The organism is Streptomyces sp. NPDC007095 (genome assembly GCF_040634475.1).
Lineage (GTDB): Bacteria > Actinomycetota > Actinomycetes > Streptomycetales > Streptomycetaceae > Streptomyces.
In genome coordinates this window covers 1-20,802 of sequence record NZ_JBEYFS010000215.1, presented here as the reverse complement: position 1 = coordinate 20,802, position 20,802 = coordinate 1, and the positions used below count along the sequence as shown (strand labels likewise).

The window sequence follows — 20,802 nt, the reverse complement described above, 5'->3', positions numbered from 1 at the left end:
CGTCCAGTACGAGGACTTCCGGCCGGCACGCCGAGAGCACGCACCGGACGCCGCTCCTTGACGGGCAAACGTTGCCTGCCGCGGCACTAGCGTTTCCTCGCCCCCGCCGCCCCTGCACGACCCATCCCCAGGGACCCCGCCCCTTCGACCCCGCCGGGGGCGAGGCCCCGAACCCCCCGCGGGGCTTCGCCCCCGCACCCCACTGGGGCTCCGCCCCCCTGCACCCCGTGGGGCTCCGCCCCTGACCCCCGCACTGCCTTAAGGACGTGGGCGGTGCCCCCAGCGCCGCGGCACCCGGCGTTCGTACCAGACCATCACCGCGGAGGCGACGACACCGATCACCGCGGTCCCCACGGCCACGATGTTCTCCGCGCTCAGCCACTCCATCGCGAGCCACTCCCCCGAGCCCGAGGTGCGGTCACCGTACGGCTCGAGGCGGGAAAATCCGGCGTACGCCGGGTGAAGTTCAGCGACCGTTCAACCGGACTGACGGCACGTCAGCCGCTCTTCGTGTACGTCAACGACTCGCCCGAGCCCGTGTTCACCCGACGCAGCCGGCCATCGGACAGAAGGGTGATCTCGGAGGCGGCGCCCGGGGAGCAGGAGGAGATCGGTGCGCCGCCGGTGACCTCGGACGGCCCGATCACCAGGGGGCCGCCGGCGCCGGGGGCGGCGGTCAGTTCGGCCCGGAAGACGCAGTGGTAGGTGCTGCTGCCGGACGGACCGTCCGCGACGAGCGAGAGGACCGTGTCACCCACCGCGCCCTGCTGGATGGTGAGTCGGCGGGTGTTGTGGCCCGTCGCGTTGTCGATGGAGGCGTCCCAGGTGCCGAGGAACCCCTCCGGGATCGTGCCGCCCTGGGATGCCTGGGAAGAGGGCGAACCGGAAGGGGAGGAGGAGGGAGCAGAGGGGGAGGGCGGGGGCGAGTCGGAGGAGGTCGGGCTCGTGGACGCGGCCGAGGACGCCTTCGCGTCGTCGCTGCCCTTGGCCGTGCCGCCCTGCATCAGCGCGTAGACGGAACCGCCCGCGCCGAGCGCGACGACCAGCGCCACGACGACCAGGGCGGCGGTGGAGCGGCCGCTTCTGCGCGGCGGCTCGGGCTCGGGGACGCCCGCGGGGCCGTACGGCGTTGTGGGCATGCCCGGTCCGTACGGCGGCGTCGGACCGTACGAGCCGGGAGCGCCCCAGCCGCTCTGCGGATAGCCGTACGCCGGCGGCCCCGTGGGGCTGGGGTGCTGCTGGGGATGGCCGTACGCGGGGTGCGCGGCGGGCGGCGCGGCCGGCGGGGGCGTCTGACCGGCGCCCGCGATCAGCGTCGGGAGGTGGTCCGCCGAGGCCGGTCCGCCCGGCGGGGGCGGGGTGGCGGCGTGCTCCGGGGCGACCTCGGGGGCGGGAGCGGGGGTGGGTGCGGCCGAAGGCTTGGACAGGTCCAGGGCCGCGGGGGCGGATCCCGGGGCCGGTTCCGGAGCGGGGACGGTGGCCTGGTCGGCGGGCGGCGCCGGAGCCGGTGCGGGGCGCTCGTCCGGGTTCTCCGTGTCCAGCAACCGCACGGCGTGCCGTCCGAGTTGGGCCACCAGCGCGCTGGGCAGCCACGGGTCGCGGGACCGTCCGTCCACGACGGTGTCCTCCGCGCCGATGCGCTCCAGGATCTCGTCGAGGCCGGGGCGGGCGGCGGGGTCCTTGCGCAGACAGTGCCGTACGAGGTCGGCGAGGCCCTCCGGTACGCCGTCCAGGCCGGGGTCCTCCTGCGCGATGCGGAACATCATCGCGTGCACCCCGCTGTTCGCCGCCCCGAAGGGCAGGGCACCGGTGGCGGCGTACGCGAGGACCGAACCCAGGCAGAAGACGTCGCACGCGGGCGTGACGCGGTCGCCACGGACCTGCTCGGGCGCCATGAATCCGGGCGAGCCGACAAGGGCACCGGTGCGGGTGAGACCACCGTCGGTGACGGTCTCCAGGGCGCGCGCGATCCCGAAGTCGATGACGCGCGGGCCGTCGATGGTCACGAGGACGTTGGAGGGCTTGAGGTCGCGGTGGATGAGTCCGGCGGCGTGGATGTCCTTGAGGGCATGGGCGAGTCCGGCCGCGAGGATGCGGACGGAACGCTCCGGTAGCGCTCCATGGTCGTGGCCCACGACCGTCTGCAGGGAGGGTCCGGCGACATATCCGGTCGCGACCCACGGGACGGCGGCCTCGGTGTCCGCGTCGAGGACGGGGGCGGTCCACAGGCCGCCGACCCGGCGCGCGGCCTGCACCTCCTGGCGGAAGCGGGCCCGGAACTCCTCCTGCGCCGCGAGTTCCTCGCGCACCAGCTTCACGGCGACGGTACGGCCCCGGTCGGAGCGGGCCAGATAGACGCGCCCCATGCCACCGGCGCCGAGCCGCGCGAGCAGTCGGTACGCCCCGATCTGCTGCGGTTCCCCCGCCCCCAGCTTCTCCATCGTCGTGCCGCCCTCCCCCGTGCCTGTGCAACCGCCCGAGGCCGAGGATAGTGCGGCCCCACCGGGAGGTGGGTGGGGCGGTGTCTACGGTTCAGTAACAGCACCTGGCGTTTTCGTGACGTCCGTCGCGGCCCCGTCGATCTCGTCGAGAACCGCCGACAGTCGCTCCAGGTTCCGTACGGTCTCGGCGAAGCCGTCCTCCCCGAGCGCCCGCGCCAGCCGGTCGGCGAGGGCCGCGTGGCCGGGGCCGATCGCGGCGACGGCGGTGCGGCCGGCGGAGGTCGGGGAGAGCATTTTGGCGCGGCGGTGGGCCGGGTTGGGCAGGTACTCGGCGAGGCCCTTGCCGACGAGCAGATCGGCGACGCGCTGCACGCTCTGCCGGGTGATGCCCATGACGCGGGCGATCCCGGCGACGGGGAGCGGTTCGGGGAGCACCGCGCCCAGCACCTGCCACCAGGCGGCGGTCAGCCCCGCGGGGCCGGCCAGCTCGTCGGCCACGGAGAGGAACTGGCCGTTGAGCCGGAAGACGCCGAGGGCGGCGCGGCTGAGGAGGTCCTGTCGTTCCCGGCTCATCCGGCGGCCTCCCCGGCGTCCCTTGAGGCCTTCTCCAGTACGGCGTACGCGGACGCGTCGGAGTCGTGGAACAGGCGGTACCAGGCGTCCAGCACCTCCCCCTCGTACACCCCGAGGAGCCGCAGGACCTCCCGGGCGAAGGCGACGGGCTCGGTCGGTCCGGCGGTGACGAGGTGGCCGTCGGTGACGGCGTCGGTGTCGACGTACCGCCCGGCGCCCCGGTAGCCGGTGGCGGCGAGGTAGAAGGACACGGCGCTGGTGTGGTCCCGGTCGTCGAGGAGCCCCTCGCGGGCGAGCCCGGCCGTCGCCCCGCAGATCGCGGCGACCGGCACGCCCGCGTCGAGGAAGGCGCGGGCCTTGCGGGCGAAGGGGGCGAGGCCGTCGGAGGTGTCCCAGAGGTCGGCGCCGGTGAGGATCAGCAGGGAACTGTCCTCGGGGCGGAGTTCGTCCAGCGCGAGGTCGGGCTGGACACGGAGACCGCCGATCGTCGTCACCGGCTCCCGGGTGGGGCCGACGGTCCGGATCTCGTGGCCGGCGCGGGCGAGATACGCGGTGGCGTGACCGGTCTCCCAGTCGGCGTAGGTGTCGTAGACCGCGAGGTGGACGGGACTGCCGTGGTCGCTCGTCGCACTCTTCGCGTTCATCACTCTCTCCTCGCGTAGACCATGGCCGTGCACTATGTCAGCATGCTGTCATTTCGACAGTATGCTGTCAATGTACGGTTGTCGGCGGCCAAGCCCGACAGACTGTCGTGGAAAGCCCCCGGTCACAGACAGGACGCCGATGTCGCGCCCCCTCCGGGGACATTTACGCTTCGGCGCATGACCCCTCAGCCCAACCCCCAGGTCGGCGCCGCCGTGAAGGCCGCGGACCGCGCGCACGTGTTCCACTCCTGGTCCGCGCAGGAGCTCATCGACCCGCTCGCCGTCGCCGGCGCGGAGGGGTCGTATTTCTGGGACTACGAAGGCAAGCGGTATCTGGACTTCACCAGCGGGCTCGTCTTCACCAACATCGGCTACCAGCACCCGAAGGTCGTCGCCGCGATCCAGGAACAGGCCGCGACCCTGTCCACGTTCGCGCCCGCCTTCGCCGTGGAGGCCCGTTCGGAGGCGGCCCGGCTGATCGCCGAGCGGACCCCGGGCGACCTGGACAAGATCTTCTTCACCAACGGTGGCGCGGAGGCCGTCGAGAACGCCACGCGCATGGCCCGGCTGCACACCGGCCGTCCGAAGGTCCTCTCCGCGTACCGCTCGTACCACGGAGCCACCTCCACCGCGATCAACCTCACCGGTGACCCGCGGCGCTGGCCGAACGACAGCGGCGCGGCGGGCGTCGTCCACTTCTGGGCGCCTTTCCTCTACCGCTCCCCCTTCCACTCCGACAGTGAGCAGCAGGAGTGCGAGCGGGCGCTCCAGCACCTGGAGGACACGATCGCCTTCGAGGGGCCGGGGACCGTCGCGGCCATCATCCTGGAGACGATTCCGGGAACCGCGGGCATCATGACGCCGCCGCCGGGCTATCTCGCGGGGGTGCGCGCGCTCTGCGACCAGTACGGGATCGTCTTCATCCTGGACGAGGTCATGGCGGGCTTCGGGCGTACCGGGAAGTGGTTCGCGGCGGACCACTACGACGTGACGCCGGACCTCATGACCTTCGCGAAGGGCGTGAACTCGGGCTACGTCCCGCTCGGCGGTGTCGCGATCTCCTCGGCGATCGCGGAGACCTTCGCCCGGCGGCCCTACCCCGGGGGACTCACGTACTCCGGGCATCCGCTGGCCTGCGCCGCCGCCGTCGCCACCATCAACGTGATGGAGGAGGAGGGCATCGTCGAGCAAGCCGCGCGGATCGGGGAGACGGTGCTCGGGCCCGGGCTGCGGGAGCTCGCCGCGCGGCATCCCAGTGTGGGTGAGGTGCGCGGTACGGGCGTGTTCTGGGCGCTGGAGCTGGTCAAGGACCGGGAGACCCGGGAGCCGCTGGTGCCGTACAACGCCGCCGGTGAGGCCAATGGGCCGATGGTCGCGTTCGGGGCCGCGGCGAAGGCGCGGGGGCTGTGGCCGTTCATCAACATGAACCGGACTCATGTGGTGCCGCCGTGCAATGTCTCCGAGGGGGAGGCGAAGGAGGGGCTCGCGGCGCTGGACGAGGCGTTGTCGGTGGCGGACGAACACACCGTGTGACGCGCGGGGGTCTCGCCCCCGCCGCCCCTACCCGTCCCATCCCCCAGGGGCTCCGCCCCTTCGCCCCCGGGGCATGCGGGTCGGCTGCGGGCCGGTGGGGGCCGGGCTTTGCCCCGCATCCCCCGGCCGCCCGAAGTTCTTCAGCTGACGGCCGGTGGGGGCCGGGCTTTGCCCCGCATCCCCCGGCCGCCCGAAGTTCTTCGGCTGACGGCCGGTGGGGGCCGGGCTTTGCCCCGCATCCCCCGGCCGCCCGAAGTTCTTCGGCTGACGGCCGGTGGGGGCCGGGCGCGCAGTTCCCCGCGCCCCTGGGGGGGCGGGGCTGCGCCCCGCATCCCGGGCCCCTGAAAGGCTCGGGTCCGCGTAAGGTGACGTGCTCATAGTGGAAGCACACGCACGTGCACCCATACGCGATGAGGGAGCGAGAGACCATGCCCGGCACCGGCGGCAACGGCGCCGTAACCCGTAGCACCCTGCGGCAGCAGATCGCGGACGCGCTCCGCGACGAGGTGCTGGCAGGCCGGCTCCGGCCCGGGCAGGCGTTCACGGTGAAGGAGATCGCCGAGCAGTACGGCGTCTCCGCGACCCCCGTCCGCGAGGCCCTCGTCGATCTGTCGGCCCAGGGCCTCCTGGAGGCGGACCAGCACCGCGGCTTCCGCGTGCACGAGTACTCGCCGGCCGACTACCGCGGCATGGTCGAGGCCCGGAGCCTCGTCACCGACGGGATGTTCCAGAGTCTTCTCGCCGGAGGCATGGCGCAGGCCGACGATCCGCGCACCCTCGCCGCCCTCGCCGGGGTCCGACGCCGCGGCGAGGAGGCCCAGCGCGCCGCGACGGCCGGCGACCTGAACATCCTCATCGGCTACGACCTGCGCTTCTGGCGCGAACTGAGCGCCCTCTTCGGCAACGCCTACCTCGCCGACTTCCTGCACCGCCTGCGCGTCCAGTCCTGGGTGTGCACGGTGCAGCACCTGCGCCGGGTGGAGGATCTGAAGGGCCACCTGTGGGCGGCCCACACGGAGCTCGTGGACGCGCTGACCCGCCGCGACCCCGCCGCGGCGCACGCGATCGTCGCCGCGTACAACGAGCACTCCCTCGCCCTCCTCGAGCGCCTGACCGCCGGATGAGCGCGACGTAAGGTCGTGCCGGGAGGCGTGTGCGCCGGTGCGACGGATGGGCACACGGGGTGTGGGCATGGGGTGCGGGTATGGGATCCGCACGAGGGGGACTGAGGACGGGTCCCACCCATTACGCTTCCCTGACCACCGTGCTTCCCAAGGAGCTAGAGGAGCCGTCTGTTGGCCTGTGACCTGTGGCTGGTCCCGCTCGTCGACGTGTTGTGCCACACCCCCGACAATCCCTTCGCCGAGGAGCTGGCGCTCTACGACAAAGCGCTGGGCGAGGCCGGACTTCCGCCGGTCCCGGTGTACGCGTACATGCCGGGGCTGTCCGGCGACGTGGCCCCGGTCGCCGGTTTCGACTACGACGCGCTGCACTTCCTGCGCCGGGCGTATCTGCTCCAGATGTGCGGCCTCGCGGTGACCCCGGTGGACGAACTGGGCGGCGACTACGAGCAGTTGCTGGAGATGTTCGAGACGAACGCCCAGCAGTCGCACCTCGTGTGGCACTACGACCACGCGGGCGCGTACGTCCCGGTCGACTTCCCGCACCCGCTCGCCAACGACGAACTCCTCGCCGGGGGCGGCCCCCTGGGCTCCTCCCAGACGCTGCTGCGCGAGCTGGAGTTCGTGGCCCCGTCGATCGGTATCGACCCGGCGAACCCGCCGGCCGCCCCGCAGCCGCCCATGGCTCCCACGGAGCTGGAGGAGCCGGCCGCGCCCGCCCCGTACGACGCGAGTCCGTTCGCGCGCGAGCGGCATGTGTGGCTCGGCCTGCACGCGGCGGCGACGCGCAGCCTCGCCCAAGGGTCGATGATCATCTTCAGCTGAGGCGCACCCCGGCCGGACAGGGTCTGAGGGTGGGGGCCGTCGGCCGGGTGATCCGGTCGGCGGCCCCGACCTCAGAAGAAAGGGGGCTGCGGCTCAGAACACCGGCGTCCCGTCCTGTGTCAGCTTCCAGTTGGTGACCGCGAAGTCGGCCGGGTCGAGGGTGCCCTTGGCCGTGACGTAGTCGATCATCAGCTGGCGGATCTCGTTGGTGGAGCTGTACGCGATGTCGGCGGCCGCGATGTGCGGGTAGCCGCTGCCGCCGTTGGCGCGGTAGTTGTTGACGGCGACGACGAAGACCTGGTCGTCGGCGACCGCCGCGCCCTTGTAGGTGAGGTTCTTGACGCGGGAGCCCTCGGCCTGCGCGATGTCGATGTCGTACTCGACCCCGGCGGCGGTGTCGTACATGTAGTCCCAGAAGTTGTTGGCGTTGGTGAGGGTGGCCGTGTCCACCTTCGTGCCGGACGCGAACTGGTGGTAGTACTTCGCCGCGTACTCCAGGTAGTCCTTGAGCTGGGCGCCCGTGAGCTTCTTGCCGTACAGGGTGTTGTCGTAGATGTAGAGCCCGGCCACGTCGCGGATGGTGACGTTGCCCGCCGGGATGTCGGCGGTGCGGCTGAAGGGCGCGGCGACGGAGATCAGGGGGAGGGCGGCGTCGGCGGTGGACAGGCCGGAGGCCACCGTCGCCATCTGGACCTGATGGATGAAGTCCATCACCGGGACGTCCTTCCAGCAGGCCTCGGCCGCGGAGAGGTCCGCGGTGCAGGTGCCCACCGGAGTGTTGACGTACTTCACGACCAGGTCGTGGTCGGCCTTGAGGAGCCTGGTGATCTCCGGGTCCTCCTCGACCGTGTTGCTGTTGAGGGTCTGCGCCTTGGTGCTCGTCACCTTCCACTGGCCGTGGTGGAGTTCGAGTTCGAAGTCGAAGACGGTCAGGCGCATGCCCCAGCAGTACGGCTCGGAGAGGACGACGTCCTTGCCGGTCTCCTCGTTCTTCACCGTGTACGACGAGACCTCGACGTGCGTGTGACCGACGAGGATCGCGTCGATGCCGGGGACCTGCTGGGCGACGAGGTTCGAGGCGTTCTCGACGTACGGCAGCTCACTGCCGTACGAAGAACTGCCGTCCAGGCCCGAGTGGTCGGTGAGGAACACGACGTCGCAGCCGAGGGCGCGCATCCGCGGGACGTACTTCTTCGCCTGCTCGACGAGCCCGGTGAACGCCATCTTCCCGGAGACGTTGTCCTTGTCCCACAGGGCGATGCCCGGGTTGGTGAGGCCGAGGATGCCGACCTTGATGTCCGGGGCGCCGGGGACACAGATGCGCTTCACGGTGTACGGCTGGAAGGCCGGACGCAGCGTCTTGGCGTCCAGCGCGTTGGCGCCGAGCAGCGGGAAGTGACACTGCTTCTCGAACTTGCGCAGGGTCTCGATGCCGTAGTTGAACTCGTGGTTGCCGAGGGCGGCGGCGTCGTAGCGCATGGCGTTCATGGCGACGGCCATCGGGTGCTTGGGGCCGTGCTTGCCGGTGGCGGGGACGATCGGGTCCACGCGCGCGTAGTAGTACGCCAGCGAGGTGCCCTGGATGATGTCGCCGGCGTCGACGAGCAGGACGTGGTTCTCGCCCTTGGCGGCGCGCTGCTGCTTGATGAGGGTGGCGACGCGGGCGACGCCCACGGAGTTGCCCTTGCTGTCCTTGTACGCCGCGTCCGTGTAGTAGTCCCAGTCGAAGACGTGACTGTGCAGGTCGGTGGTGCCCAGGATGGAGAAGGACCAGGTACGGGGCGCCTTTTCGGGCTTGTGATCCGCGGTCTCGGCCCGGGCCGGGGTCGCGGCGACAGCCCCCGCGACCGTGACGGCCGCCCCGGTGACGGCCGACTTCTTCACGAACTCCCGGCGGTTCATGGGATTGACGGGCATACGTGTCTCCTGGACTGGCTGGGACGGGCTGGGACCTGGCTGACGGGAGCAACTGCGCGAGTCGTGCGGGGACTTCGGGCACTACACGCGTAGATGGTTGTCGGGTCCCAGCCGGTCGGGAACCAGGAACAGGCCATGTCCAGGTCAAGGATGGGCATGGCGCGGGCGGCGCCCTCGGGTCGGCCGAAGCTTCGCCGGGGGCGCCGTCGCGCCGTCGTCCCTACTCGACGATGCGGATCGCGCGGATGCCCGTACCCCGTTATCGGGTGGGGGTCCTGGTCAGGACGGGGCGGCCACGAGGCCAGTCGACGGTGGGCAAAGCGAGGTGCAGTACATGGGCGCCGCTCCAGTCCGGCTCACCCTTGTCGCTCTGCTCCTCGCCCCCGGAGGCCGCGATCCTCAGGCGCTTGCCCACGGCGGCGGCCGCCGCGAAGTCGAAGCCCTCGATGTGGACGGACGGCAGCGCACCGACGTGTTCGGCCGCTCCCGCCCGCTCGCGCTCGGCGGCGGCCAGGCTGAGCGCCGGGACATAGACCCGCAGGGCCGGGTCCTTCTCAGCCTCGACGACGAGCCGGGAGCTGTATGACGTGGTGGATCCCGAGAAAGTGGACGAACTGGTGTCGGCGGCCCGCGCCTCCAGACGCCCGTCCTGGTGGACGCCCTACGGCGCCGAGATCGCCCCCGACTTCGCCGAATACCTGGGGTACGAGGAAGCTGCCGCCTCCCTCCACGCCTACCATCCGGTCGTGATCCCAGGACTGTTGCAGACAGCGGAGTATTCCGCGGCTCTCATGTCCGTCACCACCCAGTCCCCGGAACGGACCAGCAGACTGGTCGAGTTGAGGCAGCGCCGCCGGGAACGAGCCTTCGACGACGCGGATGACGACACGGGTATCCGTCGACTCTTCTTCGTGGTCGACGAGGCGGCACTGCGCCGACGCATCGGCGAACCGATGGTCATGCGTGGACAGTTGGAGCAGTTCAAGGACATGGCACAACGTCCAAGAGTGGATCTCCGCGCCCTGCCGTTCTCGGCCGGCGCCCACCCCGCTCTTCAGTCGCCCTTCGTCCTGCTGGGATTCGAGGACGACGATGACGTGCTCTACCTGGAGGGCCGGGTCGGCCGCACCTCCACGCACGACGAACTGGAGCTGGTCGCCCGGCACCACGAATACTGGGCGCAGTTGGAGACGATCGCCCTCGGCGGCGCCGAGGCGCTCGCGCTGATCGACGAGGCCTTGGAGAGTTTCACCGAGCCGTGAGCCCCCGGTCGACCGAAGCCGACCGGGGGTCCTCATCAAGAATGTGCCGAAGCGACATTCTGGACGCGACGTACTAGATGAACGAGTTGATCTCGATCGTCTCGTCGCGGCCCGGGCCGACGCCGATCGCGGAGATCTGGGCGCCGGACATGTCCTCCAGCGCCTTGACGTACGCCTGGGCGTTCTTCGGGAGGTCGGAGAAGGACTTCGCCTTGGTGATGTCCTCGGACCAGCCCGGGAGGTTCTCATAGATCGGCTTCGCGTGGTGGAAGTCGGTCTGGGAGTACGGGAGTTCCTCGACGCGCTTGCCGTCGATCTCGTACGCCACGCAGACCGGGATCTCCTCCCAGCCGGTCAGGACGTCCAGCTTGGTGAGGAAGAAGTCGGTCAGACCGTTCACACGGGTCGCGTAGCGGGCGATGACCGCGTCGAACCAGCCGCAGCGGCGGTCACGGCCGGTGGTGACACCGCGCTCGCCACCGATGCGGCGCAGCGCTTCGCCGTCCTCGTCCAGGAGCTCGGTCGGGAACGGGCCCGAGCCGACACGGGTCGTGTACGCCTTGAGGATGCCGATGACCCGGCTGATCTTCGTCGGGCCGACGCCCGAACCGGTGCAGGCACCGCCGGCCGTCGGGTTCGACGACGTCACGAAGGGGTACGTGCCGTGGTCGATGTCGAGGAGCGTGCCCTGGCCGCCTTCGAAGAGCACGACCTTGTCCTGCTCCAGCGCCTGGTTCAGGATCAGGACCGTGTCCGCGACGTACGGCTTGAGCCGGTCCGCGTAGCCCAGCAGCTCCTCGACGACCTGCCCGGCCTCGATGGCACGGCGGTTGTAGAGCTTGGTCAGCAGCTGGTTCTTGACCTCGAGGGCCGCCTCGACCTTCTGGGTCAGGATCGACTCGTCGTAGAGGTCCTGGATACGGATGCCGACGCGGTTGATCTTGTCCGCGTAGGTGGGCCCGATGCCACGCCCGGTCGTGCCGATCTTCCGCTTCCCGAGGAAGCGCTCCGTCACCTTGTCGACGGTGACGTTGTACGGCGTGATGATGTGAGCGTTTCCGCTGATCAGAAGCTTGGAGGTGTCGACGCCGCGCTCGTTCAGTCCGTTCAGCTCGGAGAACAGGACCGACGGGTCGACGACGACTCCGTTTCCGATCACCGGAGTGCACTCCGGTGTGAGGATTCCGGAAGGGAGGAGGTGGAGGGCGTACTTCTGATCGCCCACGACTACCGTGTGGCCGGCGTTGTTGCCGCCCTGGTAGCGCACCACATAGTCCACGGATCCACCGAGCAGGTCGGTGGCCTTTCCCTTGCCTTCGTCACCCCACTGAGCACCGAGCAGCACAAGTGCGGGCACAGGCGTACACCCCTTCCGGGCGGGGCATGTCCAAGGTCGGGGACGTACGCGGCTGGTTTTCGATACGGCTGCGTACGCCGGCGACCTCCTTTGGCCGCGACCGTCGGACCGGATGCCCCGGAATAGACGAAGCCCCTGGCGCAATAGCGCAAGGGGCTCTTGCACAAAGATGCTACCCGAGGAAGCGAGGCATGACCGAGGTGGCGGCTTCCGACCAGCTCCTTGTGGTCATCGACCCGGTCGCCCGTTGGACGGACGGCGAGTCTGTACGGATCGCAAAAGACGTGCTCAGCGCGGGTGCGGCGACGAAAGTATGCCTGCCGGAAGGGCCCGAGGAATTTGCCCGGGCGCTGGCCCGGAGAGGTTCCCGGCGGCCGGTCGTGGTGGGCGACGACCGCGCCCTCTTGCGTGCTGTGTCCTTTTTGCACCGACAGCGGGAGCTGGCCGGATGTGGGGTGTCGTTGGTGCCGGTGGGGGGTGCGCTGTCGCTGGCGCGGGCGCTTGGGGTGCCCGTCGGGGCCGTCGCGGCGGCCCGGGCCGTGCTCGACGGGGTCGAGCGGCGGCTCGATCTGCTGGTCGACGAGAGTGACGGGGTGGTGTTGGGGGCGTTGCGGATTCCGCCGGTGGGGGCGGGTGGGGGGATGCGGGGTGCGGAGGAGGTCGACGGGGCCGACGTGGGTGGTGTCGGCGGAGTCGGCGGTTTCGCTGGGTCCGGGGGCTCTGGGAGCTCTGGTGGTTTCGGGGGTTTCGGGGGTTCCGGGGGTTTCGGGGGTTCCGGAGGTTTCGGCGGTGGGGCTTCCGGGCTTGGGGGGCATGCATGGCTGCGGACCTGTCAGTCGCTGGTCCGTACGCTTGCGGCGCGGCCCGCGCGGGTGGCGTCCGTGCCGGGGCCCGGGCCTTCGCGGCTGCGGGTCGAGGTCGACGGGGTCACCTTGGTCGATCTGGACCAGCCGGTGGAGGGGGTGTCCGTGACGCCCGGCGTTGCCGGGGGTGCGGAGGTGGAGGTTCGGCCGGTTTCCGTGGGGGCGGAGGCGTCGCCGTTGCGGGTGGTGGGGCGGCGGGTGACTGTGTCCGGGGCGGACTTTCGGTACCGGGCGGATTCTGTGGTGTCCGGGCCTGTGCGGACGCGGACGTGGACGGTTCGGGAAGGGGGGTGGGGGCTTACGCTGCCGAGCTGAGCCTCCGGGGGTTTCTCGCCCCCGCCGCCCCTACCCGTCCCATCCTCGACCTGGGGGCTCCGCCCCCAGCCCCCCGATCGGCCTGAACGGCCTCGTCCTCAAACGCCGGACGGGCTGAAGGCTCTTGGGGGCGCGGGGAACTGCGTGCCCAGCCCCCACGGGCCCGCAGCCAAAGGACTTCAGGCGGACGGGGGATACGAGGGCGAAGCCCCCGTCCGAGGGGCGCGGGGAACTGCGCGACCAGCCCCGACCACCCCGCAGCCGACAAATCACGCCCCGGGCCGAAGGGGCGGAGCCCCTGGGGGATGGGACGGGCAGGGGCGGCGGGGGCGAGGACGCCCGGGGCGGCCCGCGCGTTGCCGCTACGGCTGGGGCAGGGTCGGCGTGGACTCGTCCTTCAGGGATACACCGGTGCGGCCGAGGTCGCGTGCTCTGCGCATCAGTGTCGCCAGCTTCGTCGCCGCGGCGGTGTGGGACAGGCCGAGGGGTGGGCGGATGTTGGAGAGGCAGTTGCGGTCGGCGTCGGTGGTGCGACCCGGGCGCGGGCCGTACGTGAGATACGCACCGAGCGAGTCCGCGGCGGACATCCCGGGCCGCTCCCCGATGAGGACGACGGCCATCCCGGCCCCCAGCGCGTGCGCGATGTCGTCGCCGAGAGCCACCCGCGCCTGCTCGGCCAGCACGACGGGAGCGACGCGCCAGTCGGAGGGCAGCCGCTGTGCCGTCGCGCGCACGACGGCCGCGGCATGCTCGTGCACCGCCCGGCTGGACAGCCCGTCGGCGACGACGAACACCACGTCCCAGCCGTCGCGGGGCAGGTGCGCCCGGTCCACGTCGTGGAGCCTGCGTCCGAGGTCGGGACGCTGGAGATAGGTGAGCCGGTCGGGGGCGGCGCTGCGCACCCGTATCGTCGGCACACCCGTCAGCGCGGACGCCACCACGTCCGGGTCGAACGGCGAGTGCACCGCGTCCCGCGCGGCGGCGTGCGCGGCCTGCAGTTCGAGCCGGTGCCGCGTGGGCAACGCCGATCCGGCCCGCCCGAGCCCGATCCGGGCCTGGGTGTGCCGGCGCAGGGAGTTCCAGAGGGCGGTGTCCGACTCCCGGTCCACGACCGGAGCGACCGAAGCGATCGCTTCGGTTGCTTCGGTCGCTGCGGTTGCTTCGGTCGCTGCGGTTGCTGCGGTCGAAGCGGTTGCTGCGGTTGCTGCGGTCGAAGCGGTTGCTGCGGTTGCTGCGGTCGAAGCGGTTGCTGCGGTTGCTGCGGTTGCTGCGGTCGAAGCGGTTGCTGCGGTCGAAGCGGTCCCTGCGGTCCCTGCGGTCCCTGCGGTCCCTGCGGTTGCTGCGGTCGAAGCGGTCGAAGCGGTCGAAGCGGTCGCTGCGGTCGCTGCGGTCGCTGCGGTCGAAGCAGTCTGAACGGTCAGCGTGTCACCCAAGTCGGCCTCCACATAGCTCAGTTGACGTTCCGTCATGCCGCCAGCCCCCGCCCGATCGCCGTCAGCGGATGGCCCGTGCCCGCCACGTCCCGTATCCCGCCGCCGTCGTCCAGCAGACCGATGCGCTCCAGCCATGTCTCGAACTCCGGTGCCGGACGCAGCCCGAGCACCTCGCGCAGGTACAACGCGTCGTGGTACGAGGCCGACTGGTAGTTGAGCATGATGTCGTCGCCTCCGGGGGTGCAGATCACGAAGGAGGCGCCGGCGACACCGAGCATGGTGAGCATCGTGGCGATGTCGTCGTCATCGGCGTCGGCGTGGTTGGTGTAACAGATGTCGAGGCCCATGGGCAGGCCGAGCAGTTTGCCGCAGAAGTGGTCCTCCAGGGCCGCACGGAGGATCTGGCGGCCGTCGTAGAGGTACTCCGGGCCGATGAAGCCGACCACCGTGTTCACGAGCAGCGGGTCGTAGCGGCGGGCGACCGCGTACGCCCGCGCCTCCACCGTCTGCTGGTCCACCCCGTGGTGCGCGTCGGCGGAGAGCGCGCTGCCCTGCCCCGTTTCGAAGTACAGGGCGTTGGAGCCGACCGTGCCCCTGTCCAGCGAGCGCGCCGCCTCGTACGCCTCGTCCAGGAGCCCCAGCGTGACCCCGAACGAGGCGTTGGCGGCCTGCGTACCGGCGATGGACTGGAAGACGAGGTCCACCGGGGCGCCGCGTTCCATCAGGTCGATGCTGGTGGTCACGTGGCACAGGACGCAGGACTGGGTGGGGATGGAGTAGCGGTCGATCACTCCGTCCAGGAGGTCCAGCAGGTCCCGTACCGCCTTGGGGCTGTCCGTGGCCGGGTTGATGCCGATCACCGCGTCGCCGGAGCCGAGGAGCAGGCCGTCCAGCAGGGCCGCCGCCACGCCCGCGGGGTCGTCGGTGGGGTGGTTGGGCTGGAGGCGGGTGGCCAGGCGGCCCGGGAGGCCGATCGTGGAGCGGAAGGCGGTGACCACCCGGACCTTGCGGGCGACCGCCACCAGATCCGCGTTGCCCATCAGTTTCGACACCGCGGCGACCATCTCCGGGGTCAGGCCGGGGGCGAGTGCGGCGAGTGTCGGCGCGTCCGCCGCCTCCGACAGCAGCCATTCGCGCAGCTCCCCCACCGTGAGGCCGGAGACGGGGGCGAAGGCCGCCGCGTCATGGCTGTCCATGATGAGGCGGGTCACGTCGTCGGTCTCGTACGGGATCACCGGCTCGGCGAGGAACCGTGCGAGCGGGACCTCGGCCAGCGCCCACCGCGCGGCGACGCGCGCCTGCGCGGAGTCGGCGGCGAGCCCGGCGAGGCGGTCGCCTGAACGTTCGGGGCTCGCGGCGGCGAGCAGCCGCGCGAGGCCGGCGAAGGAGTGCGTCCGGCCGCCGAGGGTGGCGGAGTAGGTGCTCATGCCAGGGACCGTACGGAGGGGCGTCGGGCGCGGTCCACGGTCCGGCGGAGAGTTAACAAGGACGTTCGCTCCACCCGGACTCCTAAAGGTCTGGTTGACACATATTTAACGTCCCGACCCGTGACAGGACTCATTTCTCGTGCAGCATTCCGGTTCGTAATCCACTCCGCCGCACCGAGGGTGCGGACGGCGAGCGACATGGGAAGGGGCCACTCGATGGCGGTGCAAGAGGGCGTGGTCCCTGAGGCGGCGGGCACGGCGGAGGCCCCCGGAGGCACAGTTCACCGGCTCAAGCCGAACGCGATCGGGCTGCTGGGCGTGGTCTTCATGGCCGTCGCCACCGCCGCCCCGATCACCGCCATGACGGGCAACGTGCCCTTCATGGTCTCCGCCGGCAACGGCATCGGCGCCCCGGCGAGCTATCTCGTCGCAATGGTCGTCCTGGCGATCTTTGCGGTCGGTTTCACCTCGATGGCGAAGCACATCACCTCCACCGGTGCCTTCTACGGCTTCATCTCCTACGGTCTCGGCCGCACCGCGGGACTCGCCTCGGGACTTCTTGCGACCTTCGCGTACGTCGTCTTCGAGCCGGCCCTGATCGGTATCTTCTCGACCTTCGCCACCGGAACCCTCAAGGACCAGACGGGACTTGACGTGCCCTGGTGGGCGTTCGCGATCCTGATGCTCGCCGTCAACGCGACGGGCACGTGGTTCGGGGTGTCCGTCGCCGAGAAGCTGCTCGTCGTGCTGCTGGCCACCGAGGTGACGGTCCTGGCCGCCATGGCCGTCTCCGTCGCCCTGCACGGCGGCGGCCCGCACGGCTTCACCTTCGGACCGGTCAACCCGGTCAACGCCTTCAAGGGGACCTCGGCGGGCCTCGGCCTCTTCTTCGCCTTCTGGTCGTGGGTCGGCTTCGAGTCCACGGCGATGTACGGCGAGGAGTCCCGCGACCCGAAGAAGATCATTCCCAAGGCGACGATGATCTCCGTACTGGGCGTCGGCGTCTTCTACGTCTTCGTCTCCTGGATGGCCATCATCGGCAACGGCGAGAGCGAGGCCGTCACGGCCGCCTCCTCCTCGAACCCGCTGGCCCTGTTCTTCAACCCCACCGAGCACTACGTCGGTCACTGGGCCGTCGACGTCATGCAGTGGCTGATGATCACCGGCTCGCTGGCCTGCGGCATGGCCTTCCACAACTGCGCCGCCCGTTACATGTACGCGCTGGGCCGCGAGGGCGTGCTCCCCTCGCTCCAGCGCACGATCGGCCGCACCCACCCCCAGCACGGCTCCCCGCACATCGCGGGCCTCGTCCAGACGGTCGTCAGCGCCGTCCTCATCGCCGCGTTCTGGCTCGCCGGCAAGGACCCGTACACCGGTACCTACGTCCTGCTCGCCATCCTCGGCACGATGGCCATCCTGGTGGTGCAGTCGGTCTGCTCCTTCGCGGTGCTGGCGTACTTCCGCAAGAACCACCCCGAGAGCAGGCACTGGTTCAGGACCTTCACCGCCCCGCTGGTCGGCGGCCTCGCGATGCTCGGCGTGGTCGTCCTGCTGGTGTCCAACATGGGCGCCGCGGCCGGCACGGAGTCCGGCTCCCTCGTGCTGAAGGCGACCCCCTGGATCGTCGCCCTGATCGCGGCGGGCGGCGTGGCTTACGCGACGTACCTCAAGCGCCGCGCACCGCAGCGGTACGCCCTGCTCGGGCGGACGGTCCTGGAGGAGACCAAGGAGCGGTAGCCGCTACGGACGCGGCCGGAGCGCCGCTTCACCCCATTCCTTCGGCGAGGGCTCTCAGCCCTCGCCGAAGTGCCGCTCCCGGTGGACCCGCCAGCGGTCCATCATCGACTCCAGCTCGCCCTCCATGAACTCGAAGAAGGCAAGGGTCTCCGCGAGCCGGCCGCCCGCCGGGGTGTCCGCGCCCAGGCTGGCGACGCCCTCGCGCAGCGCGTCCTCCCAGCGCTTGATGATCGCCTCACGATTGGTGAGCGCCTCGTACCACTGGTCGCTGTGCACGCGGTACCGCTCCCGGCGCGAACCGGGTTCCCGCTCGCGCGACACCATGTGCACCTGCGCGAGATAGCGCACCGCACCGGAGACCGCCGCGGGGCTGATCTGCAGTTGCTCGCCCAGTTCGACCGAGGTCAGAGCGCCGGTGTCCGAGGCGAGCAGCGCGCCGAAGACCCGGGACGGCATCCGGGGCATCCCGGCCTCCACGAGTTGCGCAGCGAAGTGCTCGACGAACCGCGAGACCGCCTCCGCGTCCCGACCCACCGCTCCCACCGCCTCCGGTCCCACCGTCTCCGGCTCTGCCATCCCTCGATTGTATCTGAAGGTTTATACAATTCGTTAACTTCACAAACTTCTGAAAGAAGCGTACGTTCTGGAGCATGACGAAAGGCAGGGCCAAGGGCCTGGCGAAAGGCACGACGAAGGCCACGACGAAGACGATCACCGTCTCCGGGCTGCACAAGTCGTTCGGCGCGACACACGCGCTGGACGGTCTCGACCTGGACGTCGAAGCCGGCGAGGTGCACGGCTTCCTCGGTCCGAACGGCTCCGGGAAGTCCACCACCATCCGGGTCCTGCTGGGCCTGCTGCGAGGTGACGCGGGCGCGGCGCAGGTGCTGGGCCGGGACCCCTGGGCGGACGCGGTGGAACTGCACCGCCGGGTCGCCTACGTACCCGGTGACGTCACCCTGTGGCGCAACCTCTCCGGCGGCGAGGTCATCGACCTGTACGGGCGGCTGCGCGGGGGGCTCGACCGGGCGCGGCGGGCGGAACTGATCGAACGCTTCGAACTCGACCCCACCAAGAAGGGACGCACCTACTCCAAGGGCAATCGACAGAAGGTAGCCCTCGTCGCCGCCTTCGCCTCGGACGTCGACCTGCTGATCCTCGACGAGCCAACGTCAGGTCTCGACCCGCTGATGGAGGAGGTCTTCCAGCGGTGCGTCGAGGAGGAACGCGACCGCGGCCGGACCGTCCTGCTCTCCTCGCACATCCTCAGCGAGGTGGAGGAGCTGTGCGACCGCGTCAGCATCATCCGCAAGGGCCGCACCGTCGAGAGCGGCACCCTCGCCGACCTGCGCCATCTGACCCGTACCAGCGTCACCGCCGAACTCGCGGGACCGCCCAACGGGCTGGCACACCTGCCCGGCGTGCACGACCTGGACATCCAGGGCCACCGGGTCAGGCTCCAGGTCGAGACCGACAAGATCGACGCCGTACTGCGCTCGCTCACCGACTCGGGGGTACGGTCGCTGACCTCGACGCCGCCGACCCTGGAGGAACTGTTCCTGCGGCACTACCAGGACGACGTCCGGGTGAACGGTGAAGGGGCGATGGCGCGATGACCGCCGCGACCACTGCCGTACGGGGCGGCACACGGACCCGGGGTTCCCGCCAACTCGCCGGTACCGGCCCGCTGTTGAGGTTCTCCCTGCGCCGGGACCGGCTGATGATGCCGCTGTGGGTCGGCGTGATCGCCCTGCTGGTGCTGTCCATGCCGAACTCGCTGAAGTCCGTCTACGGCACCGCCGCCGAACGCGCCGACCTCGCCCGCCAGATGCTCACCAACACCTCCCTGCGCGCCACCTACGGGCCGGTGTTCGACGACTCGCTCGGCGGACTCACCGCCTGGCGCATCGGCGGCTACGCCGGTCTGTTCGCCGGAATCATGAGCCTGCTCGTCGTCGTACGGCACACCCGCGAGGAGGAGGAGAGCGGGCGCCAGGAACTCCTCTCGTCGGCGATGGTGGGGCGCCGGGCCCCGCTGACGGCTGCGCTGCTGGCCGCCCTCGTCGCCAACGGCGTGCTCGCGCTGCTCATCGCGGGCGGGCTGGCAGGTCAGGGCGGTGCCGGGGCGCTGGCCCTCGGGCTCGGCGTCGGGGGTGTCGGCATGGTCTTCGCCACCATGGCGGCGATCGTCGCCCAGCTCACCGAGAGCGCGCGGCTCGCCAAGGGGCTGACGGGCGGGCTGCTCGGCGCGGCGTTCGTGCTGCGGGCGGCGGGCGACTCGTCGACGAACGACGGTTCGTCCGTGCTGACCTGGGTGTCGCCGCTGGGGTGGCTGGAGAACGAACGCCCCTTCGCGCAGGAACGGTGGTGGGTGCTGCCGCTGTTCGTCGCGGCCGTGGTGATCCAGGGCGCGGTCGCCTACGAACTCGCCGGGCGGCGTGATGTCGGGATGAGCTTCCTGCCGACCCGGCCGGGGCCCGCGCAGGGGCGGCTCGGATCGGCCGGGGCGCTGGCCTGGCGGCTGCAGAGGGGGGCCGTGCTGGGATGGAGCCTCGGGTTCCTCGCCGCGGGGGCCGCGTTCGGCGGGATCACGAAGGGGGCCGCCGATCTGGTCGGGAGCAACGACAAGACCCGGCAGATCATCGAGCGGATGGGCGGGCGGTCCGGGATCACGGACGCGTTCCTCGCGGCCATGGTCGGCATGCTCGGGATGGTGGCCGCGCTGTACGTCGTCTCTTCGGTGCTGCGCCTGCACGGTGAGGAGACCTCGCAGCGGGCGGAACCCGTGCTGGCGAACGCCGTGGGGCGGCTGCGGTGGGCCGGCGGACACCTGGTCGTCGCCTTCGGCGGCGCGGCGCTCATCATGGCGCTGGGCGGGCTCGGCCTCGGACTCGGGTACGGCCATGAGCTCGGGCCCGTGCTCGGCGCCTGCCTCGTCCAGGTCGCGGCGGTCTGGACACTGGGCGGGCTGGCGGTCCTTCTCTACGGGATCTCGCCCCAACTGGCCCCCGGCGCCTGGGGCGCGGCCGGGGTCGCCCTCCTGCTGGGCTGGATCGGCCCCGCCCTGAACGTCCCCCAGGCCGTCATGGACCTCTCCCCCTTCGGCCACCTCCCCAAGCTGCCGGGCGGGGAGATGGCATGGACGCCGGTACTGGTTCTGACGGCGATCGCGGTGGCCCTGACCGCCGCGGGGCTGACCGCGTTGCGGCGGCGGGACATGAGCACCTGACGGCGGGCGCACGCGTGCTCGGGGCGGGGGCGGGGGCACGGGACGCACGGGAGGAGAATGAGCTGCGGGAGGAGGTCAGACGCGCCGTCGCCGCGGCCAACAGCACTGTCTCCCGCTCCGAGTCC

The 20,802-nt window shown here is 71.0% G+C and carries 19 protein-coding genes; 10 read left to right on the top strand and 9 right to left on the bottom strand.

What is annotated here, in order from left to right:
* Positions 1 to 258: 258 nt before the first annotated feature.
* The 4 genes from ABZ656_RS45780 to ABZ656_RS45765 form a co-directional block, all read right to left on the bottom strand.
* Positions 259 to 387 carry a hypothetical protein gene (locus tag ABZ656_RS45780; RefSeq protein WP_360276891.1) on the bottom strand — a complete coding sequence of 43 codons (129 nt, stop codon included), beginning with the start codon at positions 385 to 387 and terminating at the stop codon, positions 259 to 261.
* A gap of 110 nt (positions 388 to 497) precedes the next feature.
* On the bottom strand, positions 498 to 2,441 hold the full coding sequence (locus tag ABZ656_RS45775) for a serine/threonine-protein kinase (protein WP_101399542.1): 1,944 nt from the start codon (positions 2,439 to 2,441) through the stop codon (positions 498 to 500).
* 84 nt (positions 2,442 to 2,525) lie between these two features.
* Positions 2,526 to 3,014, bottom strand: a complete 489-nt coding sequence (locus ABZ656_RS45770; protein ID WP_101399540.1) for a helix-turn-helix domain-containing protein — start codon at positions 3,012 to 3,014, stop codon at positions 2,526 to 2,528.
* Complete coding sequence (locus ABZ656_RS45765) at positions 3,011 to 3,658, bottom strand: type 1 glutamine amidotransferase family protein (RefSeq protein WP_101399539.1); 648 nt, start codon at positions 3,656 to 3,658, stop codon at positions 3,011 to 3,013. The genes ABZ656_RS45770 and ABZ656_RS45765 overlap by 4 nt, the downstream gene beginning before the upstream one ends.
* Before the next feature lie 177 nt (positions 3,659 to 3,835).
* Between ABZ656_RS45765 and ABZ656_RS45760 the strand changes: the two genes are divergently transcribed.
* From ABZ656_RS45760 to ABZ656_RS45750, 3 genes are all read left to right on the top strand, one after another.
* Positions 3,836 to 5,191 (top strand): aspartate aminotransferase family protein, encoded by a 1,356-nt coding sequence (locus ABZ656_RS45760; protein ID WP_101399537.1) that lies wholly within the window; start codon positions 3,836 to 3,838, stop codon positions 5,189 to 5,191.
* A gap of 428 nt (positions 5,192 to 5,619) precedes the next feature.
* A complete protein-coding gene (locus ABZ656_RS45755; RefSeq protein ID WP_101399535.1) occupies positions 5,620 to 6,315 on the top strand; it encodes a GntR family transcriptional regulator in 696 nt (231 codons plus the stop codon).
* A gap of 171 nt (positions 6,316 to 6,486) precedes the next feature.
* Positions 6,487 to 7,137 carry a hypothetical protein gene (locus tag ABZ656_RS45750; RefSeq protein WP_054231368.1) on the top strand — a complete coding sequence of 217 codons (651 nt, stop codon included), beginning with the start codon at positions 6,487 to 6,489 and terminating at the stop codon, positions 7,135 to 7,137.
* A gap of 93 nt (positions 7,138 to 7,230) precedes the next feature.
* On the opposite strand, the gene ABZ656_RS45745 is transcribed toward ABZ656_RS45750, so the two are convergent.
* Positions 7,231 to 9,054 (bottom strand): 5'-nucleotidase C-terminal domain-containing protein, encoded by a 1,824-nt coding sequence (locus tag ABZ656_RS45745; protein WP_101399533.1) that lies wholly within the window; start codon positions 9,052 to 9,054, stop codon positions 7,231 to 7,233.
* 334 nt (positions 9,055 to 9,388) lie between these two features.
* On the opposite strand from ABZ656_RS45745, the gene ABZ656_RS45740 reads away from it, so the two are divergent.
* The gene (locus tag ABZ656_RS45740) at positions 9,389 to 9,640 is read left to right on the top strand and encodes a hypothetical protein (protein WP_360276883.1); all 252 of its coding nucleotides are present in this window, start codon (positions 9,389 to 9,391) and stop codon (positions 9,638 to 9,640) included.
* Position 9,641: 1 nt separating this feature from the next.
* Positions 9,642 to 10,316: a DUF5753 domain-containing protein gene (locus tag ABZ656_RS45735; RefSeq protein WP_360276880.1), complete on the top strand. Its 675-nt coding sequence runs from the start codon at positions 9,642 to 9,644 to the stop codon at positions 10,314 to 10,316.
* Positions 10,317 to 10,389: 73 nt separating this feature from the next.
* On the opposite strand, the gene ABZ656_RS45730 is transcribed toward ABZ656_RS45735, so the two are convergent.
* On the bottom strand, positions 10,390 to 11,673 hold the full coding sequence (locus ABZ656_RS45730) for an adenylosuccinate synthase (RefSeq protein ID WP_054231366.1): 1,284 nt from the start codon (positions 11,671 to 11,673) through the stop codon (positions 10,390 to 10,392).
* 191 nt (positions 11,674 to 11,864) lie between these two features.
* Here ABZ656_RS45730 and ABZ656_RS45725 point away from each other — a divergent pair, with 191 nt between their 5' ends.
* Entirely contained in the window at positions 11,865 to 12,851 is a 987-nt protein-coding gene (locus ABZ656_RS45725; protein ID WP_360276877.1) for a diacylglycerol kinase, read from the top strand.
* Between the two features lie 362 nt (positions 12,852 to 13,213).
* Here the strand turns inward: ABZ656_RS45725 and eutC are convergent, their stop codons facing one another.
* The gene (eutC, locus tag ABZ656_RS45720) at positions 13,214 to 13,960 is read right to left on the bottom strand and encodes an ethanolamine ammonia-lyase subunit EutC (protein WP_101399530.1); all 747 of its coding nucleotides are present in this window, start codon (positions 13,958 to 13,960) and stop codon (positions 13,214 to 13,216) included.
* Between eutC and ABZ656_RS45715 the strand changes: the two genes are divergently transcribed.
* Entirely contained in the window at positions 13,941 to 14,264 is a 324-nt protein-coding gene (locus ABZ656_RS45715) for a hypothetical protein (protein WP_360276874.1), read from the top strand. The genes eutC and ABZ656_RS45715 overlap by 20 nt on opposite strands.
* Positions 14,265 to 14,316: 52 nt before the next feature.
* On the opposite strand, the gene ABZ656_RS45710 is transcribed toward ABZ656_RS45715, so the two are convergent.
* Positions 14,317 to 15,711: an ethanolamine ammonia-lyase subunit EutB gene (locus ABZ656_RS45710; protein ID WP_101399529.1), complete on the bottom strand. Its 1,395-nt coding sequence runs from the start codon at positions 15,709 to 15,711 to the stop codon at positions 14,317 to 14,319.
* Positions 15,712 to 15,927: 216 nt separating this feature from the next.
* Here ABZ656_RS45710 and ABZ656_RS45705 point away from each other — a divergent pair, with 216 nt between their 5' ends.
* Positions 15,928 to 17,448, top strand: a complete 1,521-nt coding sequence (locus tag ABZ656_RS45705) for an APC family permease (protein WP_101399527.1) — start codon at positions 15,928 to 15,930, stop codon at positions 17,446 to 17,448.
* Between the two features lie 54 nt (positions 17,449 to 17,502).
* Here ABZ656_RS45705 and ABZ656_RS45700 read toward each other — a convergent pair whose 3' ends face one another.
* Complete coding sequence (locus ABZ656_RS45700) at positions 17,503 to 18,024, bottom strand: MarR family transcriptional regulator (protein WP_101399526.1); 522 nt, start codon at positions 18,022 to 18,024, stop codon at positions 17,503 to 17,505.
* Positions 18,025 to 18,098: 74 nt separating this feature from the next.
* On the opposite strand from ABZ656_RS45700, the gene ABZ656_RS45695 reads away from it, so the two are divergent.
* Both ABZ656_RS45695 and ABZ656_RS45690 read left to right on the top strand, forming a co-directional pair.
* The gene (locus tag ABZ656_RS45695) at positions 18,099 to 19,064 is read left to right on the top strand and encodes an ABC transporter ATP-binding protein (RefSeq protein WP_360276869.1); all 966 of its coding nucleotides are present in this window, start codon (positions 18,099 to 18,101) and stop codon (positions 19,062 to 19,064) included.
* A complete protein-coding gene (locus ABZ656_RS45690) occupies positions 19,061 to 20,677 on the top strand; it encodes an ABC transporter permease (protein WP_101399522.1) in 1,617 nt (538 codons plus the stop codon). Before ABZ656_RS45695 ends, ABZ656_RS45690 begins: the two co-directional genes overlap by 4 nt.
* Positions 20,678 to 20,802 lie beyond the last annotated feature (125 nt).

Bases quoted from the DNA above. Each gene is read 5' to 3' on its own strand.
- ABZ656_RS45780 (WP_360276891.1), bottom strand. From the start codon at position 387: ATGGAGTGGCTGAGCGCGGAGAACATCGTGGCCGTGGGGACCGCGGTG.
- ABZ656_RS45775 (WP_101399542.1), bottom strand. From the start codon at position 2,441: ATGGAGAAGCTGGGGGCGGGGGAACCGCAGCAGATCGGGGCGTACCGA.
- ABZ656_RS45770 (WP_101399540.1), bottom strand. From the start codon at position 3,014: ATGAGCCGGGAACGACAGGACCTCCTCAGCCGCGCCGCCCTCGGCGTC.
- ABZ656_RS45765 (WP_101399539.1), bottom strand. From the start codon at position 3,658: ATGAACGCGAAGAGTGCGACGAGCGACCACGGCAGTCCCGTCCACCTC.
- ABZ656_RS45760 (WP_101399537.1), top strand. From the start codon at position 3,836: ATGACCCCTCAGCCCAACCCCCAGGTCGGCGCCGCCGTGAAGGCCGCG.
- ABZ656_RS45755 (WP_101399535.1), top strand. From the start codon at position 5,620: ATGCCCGGCACCGGCGGCAACGGCGCCGTAACCCGTAGCACCCTGCGG.
- ABZ656_RS45745 (WP_101399533.1), bottom strand. From the start codon at position 9,054: ATGCCCGTCAATCCCATGAACCGCCGGGAGTTCGTGAAGAAGTCGGCC.
- ABZ656_RS45740 (WP_360276883.1), top strand. From the start codon at position 9,389: ATGGGCGCCGCTCCAGTCCGGCTCACCCTTGTCGCTCTGCTCCTCGCC.
- ABZ656_RS45725 (WP_360276877.1), top strand. From the start codon at position 11,865: ATGACCGAGGTGGCGGCTTCCGACCAGCTCCTTGTGGTCATCGACCCG.
- ABZ656_RS45710 (WP_101399529.1), bottom strand. From the start codon at position 15,711: ATGAGCACCTACTCCGCCACCCTCGGCGGCCGGACGCACTCCTTCGCC.
- ABZ656_RS45705 (WP_101399527.1), top strand. From the start codon at position 15,928: ATGGCGGTGCAAGAGGGCGTGGTCCCTGAGGCGGCGGGCACGGCGGAG.
- ABZ656_RS45700 (WP_101399526.1), bottom strand. From the start codon at position 18,024: ATGGCAGAGCCGGAGACGGTGGGACCGGAGGCGGTGGGAGCGGTGGGT.
- ABZ656_RS45695 (WP_360276869.1), top strand. From the start codon at position 18,099: ATGACGAAAGGCAGGGCCAAGGGCCTGGCGAAAGGCACGACGAAGGCC.
- ABZ656_RS45690 (WP_101399522.1), top strand. From the start codon at position 19,061: ATGACCGCCGCGACCACTGCCGTACGGGGCGGCACACGGACCCGGGGT.